Origin of the sequence: Pseudomonas sp. SWRI154 (genome assembly GCF_014268645.1) — a bacterium.
Taxonomy (GTDB): Bacteria; Pseudomonadota; Gammaproteobacteria; order Pseudomonadales; family Pseudomonadaceae; genus Aquipseudomonas; species Aquipseudomonas marvdashtae.
This window is the reverse complement of the sequence record NZ_JABWQW010000007.1, coordinates 211,419-219,644: the sequence shown is the minus strand read 5'-3', so window position 1 is coordinate 219,644 and position 8,226 is coordinate 211,419. Positions and strand designations below refer to the sequence as shown.

9 protein-coding genes and 1 pseudogene are annotated in these 8,226 nt (G+C 60.5%); all 10 read right to left on the bottom strand.

Features of this window, described 5'->3' with window-relative positions; translation table 11 throughout:
• Positions 1-133: 133 nt before the first annotated feature.
• Positions 134-1,417 carry an NAD(P)/FAD-dependent oxidoreductase gene (locus HU806_RS09135; protein ID WP_186611066.1) on the bottom strand — a complete coding sequence of 428 codons (1,284 nt, stop codon included), beginning with the start codon at positions 1,415-1,417 and terminating at the stop codon, positions 134-136.
• A 56-nt stretch (positions 1,418-1,473) separates the two neighbouring features.
• Positions 1,474-2,307: a transporter substrate-binding domain-containing protein gene (locus HU806_RS09130; RefSeq protein WP_238350142.1), complete on the bottom strand. Its 834-nt coding sequence runs from the start codon at positions 2,305-2,307 to the stop codon at positions 1,474-1,476.
• Positions 2,308-2,352: 45 nt separating this feature from the next.
• Positions 2,353-3,081 carry an amino acid ABC transporter ATP-binding protein gene (locus tag HU806_RS09125; RefSeq protein ID WP_186611080.1) on the bottom strand — a complete coding sequence of 243 codons (729 nt, stop codon included), beginning with the start codon at positions 3,079-3,081 and terminating at the stop codon, positions 2,353-2,355.
• A 69-nt stretch (positions 3,082-3,150) separates the two neighbouring features.
• The gene (locus HU806_RS09120) at positions 3,151-4,125 is read right to left on the bottom strand and encodes an amino acid ABC transporter permease (protein WP_186611064.1); all 975 of its coding nucleotides are present in this window, start codon (positions 4,123-4,125) and stop codon (positions 3,151-3,153) included.
• Between the two features lie 132 nt (positions 4,126-4,257).
• Positions 4,258-5,508, bottom strand: coding sequence for a 2-aminoadipate transaminase (locus HU806_RS09115; protein ID WP_186611063.1), 1,251 nt, complete (start codon positions 5,506-5,508; stop codon positions 4,258-4,260).
• 281 nt (positions 5,509-5,789) lie between these two features.
• A pseudogene (locus HU806_RS09110) lies at positions 5,790-6,116 on the bottom strand (HopJ type III effector protein); the annotation flags it as partial.
• Positions 6,109-6,405 carry a DUF1244 domain-containing protein gene (locus HU806_RS09105; RefSeq protein ID WP_186611061.1) on the bottom strand — a complete coding sequence of 99 codons (297 nt, stop codon included), beginning with the start codon at positions 6,403-6,405 and terminating at the stop codon, positions 6,109-6,111. The gene HU806_RS09105 and the pseudogene HU806_RS09110, both read right to left, overlap by 8 nt.
• A gap of 97 nt (positions 6,406-6,502) precedes the next feature.
• On the bottom strand, positions 6,503-6,883 hold the full coding sequence (folX, locus tag HU806_RS09100; RefSeq protein WP_186611060.1) for a dihydroneopterin triphosphate 2'-epimerase: 381 nt from the start codon (positions 6,881-6,883) through the stop codon (positions 6,503-6,505).
• The gene (gene folE / locus HU806_RS09095; protein WP_186611059.1) at positions 6,884-7,441 is read right to left on the bottom strand and encodes a GTP cyclohydrolase I FolE; all 558 of its coding nucleotides are present in this window, start codon (positions 7,439-7,441) and stop codon (positions 6,884-6,886) included.
• Between the two features lie 20 nt (positions 7,442-7,461).
• The gene (gene folM / locus HU806_RS09090; RefSeq protein ID WP_186611058.1) at positions 7,462-8,175 is read right to left on the bottom strand and encodes a dihydromonapterin reductase; all 714 of its coding nucleotides are present in this window, start codon (positions 8,173-8,175) and stop codon (positions 7,462-7,464) included.
• Positions 8,176-8,226: the final 51 nt, after the last annotated feature.

Below are 8,226 nucleotides of genomic sequence, written 5' to 3'. Positions count from 1 at the left end.
ATATAGCGCATAAGAAAAATGCCCGTATCTTGCGATACGGGCATTTTCTTCAACCGACCAACAGATTGCTAGGTTTTCACACAGTCTGTTCGGCGGGTTTTTTCATGGGCGGTGGATAACCGCGCGAGGCCCGTCACCCGCGCAACCGCTCTTGAATAAAATCCATCACCTTCAACGATTGATAGATGGCATTCGCCGCGACGCGCCCGAACGGCCCGCCGTTCCAATCGAGCCAGTAAGGGCTGAAGGCCTTGTAGCGTTCGCTCTCCCCGCACACGGCTTCGGCGATGATCCGGGCACCGATGGAGCCGGTGTTCAGGCCGTGTCCACCAAATGATGTGCAGGCCCACACGCCTGGTTCCAGCATGCCCAGGTTGGGCATCTTGTTGGTGGAATAGCCCATCAGTCCGGACCAGGCCAACTCGATCTTCGCCGACGCCAATTGCGGATAAACCGAGACCATGTCGGCCTTGAGCATGGTCGCCAGGGCCGTTTCGTTCTGTTCGTTGCGGGTGGTGATGCGTCCGCCCCAGAGCAGGCGATCACCCTCGACGACGCGATAGTAGTCCGAGGCGCGACGGTCGTCGGAAAAGGCGGCGCTGGAATTGAGCACTTGTTTGATCAATCCGCCCAGCGGCTCGGTCAGTACCACATAGGTCGCGATAGGCAAGTAGGCGCGGCTGAGTTTTTGCAGTTCCGGGCCACCGTAGCCGCCTGCGCAGAACACCAGGTCCCGACACCGCACAGAGCCGTGGGCGGTGCGGATGACCTTGTCGACCCCCTCGCGGTGCCAGGCGAGCATTTTGCTGTTTTCGTAGATCCGTCCACCCACCGCTTCGATGGCCGAAGCCAGCCCGAGGCAATAGTTGAGGGGATGGAAGTGCAGGGCGTTGGGGTCTTCGATGCCTTGGAAGTAGCGTTGGGTGTGGGCCCGTTCGCGCACTTGGGCGACGTCGAGAAAATTGAGTTCGTAACCGAAATCCCGGCGCATGTTTTCGATATGGGCTTTTACACCGGCGCTGTCATCGTAACGCTTGACCCGGATCGTGCCGGCGGACGGATCGCAGCCGGTCAATGCCAGGCTGGTCATGTTATGGCGCACGATCTCAACGCCTTCCACCGACATTTGAAACAGTGCCTTGGCCTGCTCCAGCCCGACTTTTTTACGAATGGCCGTCGAGCCTTCGGCCCAGCCCGGCGACACCACGCCGCCGTTGCGCCCCGACGCGCCCCAGCCGACTTGATGGCTTTCCAGCAGGATCACGCGTTTGCCGCGCTGCGTCAGTTCCAGCGCCGCCGTGAGGCCGGCTATACCGGCGCCGATGATGCAGACGTCGCAGTCTTCGGCGCTGCCGAGTCCGGGCCTGGCTGTACGGGGCAGCGAGGTTTGGGAGTACCAGGTGGCGGGAAAGGACATGATCGATCCTTGAAGTCATTGAGTGGGAGCGAGCACACCCGCTCTCGCACGAAGTGTTATTTGACGACTGAATAATCGACGCCGTACCACTTGGTCGACAACTGGGTCAGCGTGCCGTCCTTGTGCATCTGCCCAACGATTTCGGCAAGCTTGGCTTTCAGCTCCGGGTCGCCCTTGTCGGTCGCGATGGCCAGCGGTTCGTAGAACACCGCCGTCGCGTCGACCGCCCGCAATGGGTAGTTCTTCTTGATGGCCGCTTCCAGGGTGCTGCGCTGGGTAAGGATCGCGTCCAGGCGCACGCCGTTGCCCAGGCGCAGGTCATCCAGCGGGCCAAGGGAGCCGGCGTAGGTCTTCATCTTTCCGGCCTTCACGTCATAGTTGACCGGCGGCATGTCGGTCGCTTCGATCGCCAGTTGCTGGTTCAGGTAGTCTTCGGACGTTGTGCCACCCTCGACCCCGATGGTCTTGCCGTTGAGTGCCTGGCGGTTGGTCAAGGTCGAGTCGTTGTGGACCGCGAACACATAGGGCACGTAGTAGTACGTGGCGGGGAAGTCGAGGATGCGCGCACGGCTGGTGGTGGCGGTCATCGAACCCACCGACATGTCCCAGCGCCCGTTCCACTTGCCGGCGGTGATGACGTCCCAATCCGGCGTGACGAACTTGACCGCGACGCCCAGGCGCTTGGCGATTTCCTTGGAGACGTCGATGTCGAAGCCGTCGATTTCGTTCTTGTCGTTGATGAAACCTTGGGGCGGCCATGTCGCCGAAGTGGCGACGGTCATTTGCTTGCTGCTCTGGATCTTGTCCAGGACTGCCCCGGCGTTGGCGGCGCCGACGAACAGCAGGGACAGGGCGGCTGCCAGGGTGATCGTGCGTTTTTGACTGAGCATGTGCATCTCCACTTTTCGTTATTGTTATGCGGGGTAAAGCGGTTCTCAGTGACCGATGATCTGCGACAGGAATTTTTGCGCGCGTTCGGTCTGCGGGTTGTTGAAGAATTCGGCGGGCGTGGCCTGTTCGATCACTTGGCCCTGGTCCATGAACAGCACCCGGTCGGCAACCTTGCTGGCGAAGCCCATTTCGTGGGTCACGCAGATCATGGTCATGCCATCGCCGGCCAGCTCGCCCATGACGTCCAGCACTTCGTGGACCATTTCCGGGTCGAGGGCCGAGGTGGGCTCGTCGAAGAGCATGACTTTCGGGTTCATGCACAACGCCCGGGCAATCGCCACGCGCTGCTGCTGGCCGCCGGACAGTTGCGAGGGGTACTTGTCGGCGTGCTCGGCGATGCGCACCCGCTCCAGGTAGACCCGGGCGCGTTTTTTCGCTTCGGCGCTGGACACGCCCTGGACCAGTTGCGGGGCCAGGGTCAGGTTGTCTATGACGCTCAGGTGCGGGAAAAGATTGAAGCTCTGGAACACCATGCCGATTTCGCGGCGCACGGCGCTGACGCTTTCGGCCTCGCTGGTGAGGACGATGCCGTTGACCTGGATCTGGCCTTTCTGGAAGTTTTCCAGGTGATTGATGCAGCGGATCATCGTCGACTTGCCCGAGCCCGACGGGCCGCAGACCACCAGGATTTCGCCAGGTGCGACATTCAGGTCGACGTCACGCAATGCATGGAAATTGCCATACCACTTGTTCAGCCCTTTGATGGCAATCATCGGCGCGTCGGCCTGGGCAGTGGTTGCCGGGTCGAGATGCCGGGCGGTATCGGTTCGAGTCATCACGCATCAACCCCTTGCAGTGGATCGATTGACCCGTTTTTCAATCCGCGCCTGCACCCGTTCAAGTACGAACGACAGGGCCCAGTAGATCATCGCGGCGGTGATCAGCATTTCCAGGTGGCGGAAGTCCGCGCGACCCTGGGTCTTGGCCAGGTACATCAGTTCCCAGACGCCAATCACCGACACCAGGGAGCTGTCCTTGAGCATCGCGATGAACTGGTTGCCGGTAGGCGGGATGATGACGCGCAGGGCTTGAGGCATGATCACCCGGCTCAGCGTCTTGAACGGGCTGATGCCCAGTGCCCGCGAGGCCTCCCATTGGCCCACCGGGATGCTCTGGATGCCGGCGCGGAAAATCTCTGTCATGTAGGCGCCGTAGCACAGGGCCAGGGCCAGGATGCCGGCGGGTACCGCATCGACCACATAACCCAGTTGCGGCAGGCCCAGGTAGATCAGGTAGATCTGGATCAGCAGCGGCACGCCACGAAAGAACGAGGTATAGAACGAGGCCAAGGCATTGGCCAGACCGTTGTTGGACAGCTTGGCGACTGCGCCGACCAGGGCCAGGACAAAGGCAATCACAATGGCGATGGCCGAGATGTAGAGTGTGGTGGCCGCGCCCTGAATGATCAGGAAACCGACCTTGTCGAGGATGAAACTGTAGGAGAGGTTGAAGGTGTCGAAGAACGCCAGGAACAGTACCAGCAACTCGACCCAGACCACGGTGGTCTGCACCTTGAACTTCAGCCGACCGAGGACATGGAAATTCAGCGTGCCCAGCAGGGCGATCCCCAGGCCGATGGCGATGTTGCGGGCGCCGAGGCTGTCCGGTGCGTTCCCCAGCAGCGGTTGCAAAAAGTGGCTGAGGGCGCTGTTGCCAAGGTTCATCACGTATGAACCCAGGAACAGCACCACGGCTACACCCAGCAGGAATCGAGGATCATTGGACTTTTTCTTATAAATTATATTGTCGTGATACATGGGTGCCTCGGGCGTGTGGGGTGGCAGCGATCTCTTCCGGCAAAAAGGACAGTTGGCCAGTATTGCCAGCCGTAATCGGCTACCACAAGCGAACATAATTCGTTATGTCAGTCCCTCAGCGCATCCTGGATTTCAGGACAGCTTCGCCAGGCAGTCCTCCAGAATATCCAACCCCTCTTCCAACACCGTCGGCTCAGTCGTCAATGGCGCCAGAAGACGAATGATGTGCCGCGATTTACCGCTGGGCATCAGCAGCAAGCCCGACTCGCGTGCCAGGGCCAGCAGTTGGGTCAGTTGCGCCGTGGCCGGCGTACCGTCGGCATTGGCCAGCTCGATGCCGCGCATCGCGCCGACGCCGGTCAACCGGCCCAGGTACGGTGACAAGCTACGGTCGCGCCATGACTGGTAACGGCTGACAATCGCTTCTTCCTGCTGGGCGCCCCAAGCCCGCAGGTTCGCATCGGTCATTTCGTCCAGGGTCGCCAAGGCTGCGGCGCAGGCGATGGGGTTGCCCGAATAAGTGCCGCCGAGCCCGCCCTTGGGCAAGGTGTCCAGCAGTGATTTACGTCCCACCACCGCCCCCAGCGGGACGCCACCGGCAATGCTTTTACCGAGCAGGATCAGGTCGGGCTCGATGCCCAGTCGAGGGAATGCAAAGCGCTGGCCGGTGCGGCCGAAGCCGGACTGGATCTCATCGACGATCAATACGATGCCCTTGTCGTCGCAAAATTGTCGCAGCGCCTGGGCGAAGCTCACGTCCATCGCCAGGAACCCGGCTTCGCCCTGCACCGGTTCAACGATGAAGCAGGCCACATCGTTCACGTCGATCTCGACGCTGAACAGCCTGTCCATGGCTTTCAACGCCTCGGCGCACGTTACGCCGTTGTCCTGGCTGGGGTAGGGCAGGTGATAAACCGGCCCGGGCAGTACGCCGACTTTTTGTTTGTATGGGGCGACTTTGCCATTGAGGTTCAGCGTGGCGAGGGTTCGACCGTGGAAACCGCCGTCAAAAGCGATCACCGCGGTGCGACCCGTGGCGCCGCGGACGATTTTCAAGGCATTTTCCGCAGCTTCCGCCCCGCTGTTGGTGAGCATGCCGCTGATCGGGTAATCCACCGGGATGAATGCGGCCAAGCGTTCCATCAACTGCACGTAAGGCACATGAGGCGCGGCGTTGAAGGCGTAGTGGGTCAGGCGGGTGGCTTGCTCGCGAATGGCCTCGACGATGCGTGGGTGGCAATGGCCGAGGTTCAACACGCCGATGCCACCCACGAAATCGATGTAGCGCTTGCCGTCAGCGTCCCAGACTTCGGCGTTCCTGCCGTGGCTGAGGCTGACGGGGTGGACGAAGGAAATCGATTGGCTGATGGTTTCGCTGCTCATGGAGGACGGCTCGGAGGAAGGAAAGATGTCCTTTATCTAAGCCGTGAGCAGAGAGAACCGGCAAACGAAATAAAGTTGCCGGGTCAATCTTAAAAGTCGGGATGTGGCAGAGTCTTGCGAAGTTCTCTGTGGCGAGGGAGCTTGCTCCCGCTGGGGCGCGAAGCGGCCCCGAAACCTCACAACCCGGTGTGTCAGGCAAATTGAATCTGACTGCTTGGGGCTACTTCGTAGCCCAGCGGGAGCAAGCTCCCTCGCCACGGAAAGCGGATCAGCGACGCCCGTAGTGGCTGCGCCTCGAACCTCACGCCGGCGAGACCATGAACCATCAACGCGCGGATGTTTGCGTGGTCGCTGCCTTCAGGCGTGCTCAGTACCGATCGGTAATGTTCGCCAAACGCCAGGAGCGCCTCTTCATCGCTCAAGCTTTCCAGCAGCGCCAGGCCCAAGGTCTTGCAGGAACCCTCGTTCTGCCCGGCGGCGTTCTCGACGCCACCGTTGTTGAAAGCCTGGGGCTGGTAGTCGTAGCCATCGGCGACAAAGGCCAGGGTATCGGCAAAAACATGTTCGCCACTTTTGAGGCTGGCGCGGAAGGTGTTCAGGTCAGGCATTGGGAGTTCCTTTGGCAAACGCCGCTTGCTGTTCGGCGCTGGCTTCTTTCTGGTATTGGGCTTTCCACTCGGCGTACGGCATGCCGTAGACGACTTCACGCGCTTCGTCGAGGCTGACCTCGATCTGGCGCTCGTCGGCAGCGGCCTTGTACCACTTGGACAAGCAGTTGCGGCAGAAGCCGGCGAGGTTCATCAGGTCGATGTTCTGCACATCCTTGCGGCTGTCCAGATGGGCAACCAGCCGACGGAAAGCGGCGGCTTCGAGTTCGAGGCGTTGTTGGTCGTTCATGGAGGTCTCTGCGAGACAGCTTCAAGTGGCAAGCTTCAAGCTGCAAGTGGGTTTGCGGTGGTCAGGCTTGAAGCTTACAGCTTGAGGCTTGTAGCGGCTACGAAGTAGTCCGACTTGCCGCAAGGGTAATCGACACCGACTCGGCAAATCGCAAGGCATGTGGCTTGTCCACTTCGACTTCGGCGTACAGCACCGACTCGTTGGCCATGACCAGGTCAAGCAGCTCCTGGGTAAGGCGTTCGAGCAGGGCGAAACGGTTGCCTTCCACGTGGGCGATGATCGCCTTGGTGATGGTGCGGTAGTTCAGCGCATGCTCGATATCGTTGTCGCGCACCGCATCCTGGGCGGCGTAGAGAATGGTCAGGTTGATCAACACATCCTGCTTGTTGAGGATCTCATCCTCATTGATGCCGATGAACGTACGCAGGCGCAGGTCCTTGACCTTGATGCGCGCCATGGCGGGCTGAAGTTGTGGCATTTATTGGCTCCGTCGAATCAATTGCAGGAACTCCTGGCGGCTGTTGCTGGACTCGCGAAAGGCGCCGAGCATCACTGAGGTGTTCATGGTCGAATTCTGTTTTTCGACACCGCGCATCATCATGCACATGTGCTGGGCTTCGATCACCACCGCCACACCGGCGGCCTGGGTGACGTGTTGCACCGCGTCAGCGATTTGCCGGGTGAGGTTTTCCTGGATCTGCAGGCGGCGGGCGAACATGTCCACCAGCCGGGCGATCTTCGACAGTCCCAGGACCTTGCCGGTAGGAATATAAGCCACATGGGCTTTGCCGATGAAGGGCAGCAGGTGATGTTCGCACAATGAGTAGAGCTCGATATTGGCAACGATCACCATTTCATCGTTGTCGGAGGCAAACAAAGCGCCATTGACCACCTGCTCGACGCTCTGTTCGTAGCCGTGGCAAAGATACTGCATGGCCTTGGCTGCACGCACCGGCGTGTCCTGCAGGCCTTCGCGCTCCGGGTCTTCGCCCAGGCCGATCAGGATATCGCGGTAATGCTGGGGCGATAACGCCATGGTGCTTCCTCGAAGCAGGACTATTTGATGTGCCGCCCGCCGTTCACGGTGAGAGTCGTGCCGGTAACGTAAGGGTTATCCAGCAGATAACGCAGGCTCTGGTAAACCACTTCGCTGCCGGGTTCGAAGCCCAGCGCGGACTTGGCCAACGCCTTGGCACGGTAGGCCGCATCATCGTCGGGATTGAACAGTAGCAGGGCCGGGGCGATACCGTTGACCTTGATTGCAGGCGCGTACTTGGCTGCAAAGGACAGGGTCAGGCTTTCGAGGCCGGCCTTGGTGGCGCAATAGGCGATGTGCTTGCTGCTACCCTTGCGCGTCACGTCGTCACTGATGTGCACGATGTCCGCTGGGACCGAACGTTCCAACAACTGGGCGCAATGCAGATTGATCAAGTAAGGCGCGAGCATGTGCACGCTGAACATGGCGTGGAGGGCATCCGCTTCGCTGCCCGGGGCTTCGGCCAGCCAGGCCGAGGCGTTGTGCACAATGGCGCGCAGTTGGTTGGTGTGCTGCTTGAGCTGATCGATAAAGGCGAGGATCCCCGCTTCACTGGCGAAATCGGCAAACAGAACCGTGGCGCCCAAATCTCGCAGTGCCTGTATGCCCGGACGTTCGGTGCGATATGTCGCGATCACCGGGTGCCCGTCTTCCAGCAGCCGCCGGACACAATGCAGGCCGACGCGCTGGGCTGCGCCGGTGATCAGGATCGGAGCGGTTGTGCCCTGTTTCACGAATACGTTCCTTTATGACGAGCGGCTGGTGTCATCAGGCAAGGCGCCACG

Bases quoted from the DNA above. Each gene is read 5' to 3' on its own strand.
- HU806_RS09130 (WP_238350142.1), bottom strand. From the start codon at position 2,307: ATGCTCAGTCAAAAACGCACGATCACCCTGGCAGCCGCCCTGTCCCTG.
- folE (WP_186611059.1), bottom strand. From the start codon at position 7,441: ATGGCGTTATCGCCCCAGCATTACCGCGATATCCTGATCGGCCTGGGC.
- HU806_RS09105 (WP_186611061.1), bottom strand. From the start codon at position 6,405: ATGAACGACCAACAACGCCTCGAACTCGAAGCCGCCGCTTTCCGTCGG.
- HU806_RS09125 (WP_186611080.1), bottom strand. From the start codon at position 3,081: ATGATTGCCATCAAAGGGCTGAACAAGTGGTATGGCAATTTCCATGCA.
- HU806_RS09120 (WP_186611064.1), bottom strand. From the start codon at position 4,125: ATGTATCACGACAATATAATTTATAAGAAAAAGTCCAATGATCCTCGA.
- folX (WP_186611060.1), bottom strand. From the start codon at position 6,883: ATGCCACAACTTCAGCCCGCCATGGCGCGCATCAAGGTCAAGGACCTG.
- HU806_RS09115 (WP_186611063.1), bottom strand. From the start codon at position 5,508: ATGAGCAGCGAAACCATCAGCCAATCGATTTCCTTCGTCCACCCCGTC.
- HU806_RS09135 (WP_186611066.1), bottom strand. From the start codon at position 1,417: ATGTCCTTTCCCGCCACCTGGTACTCCCAAACCTCGCTGCCCCGTACA.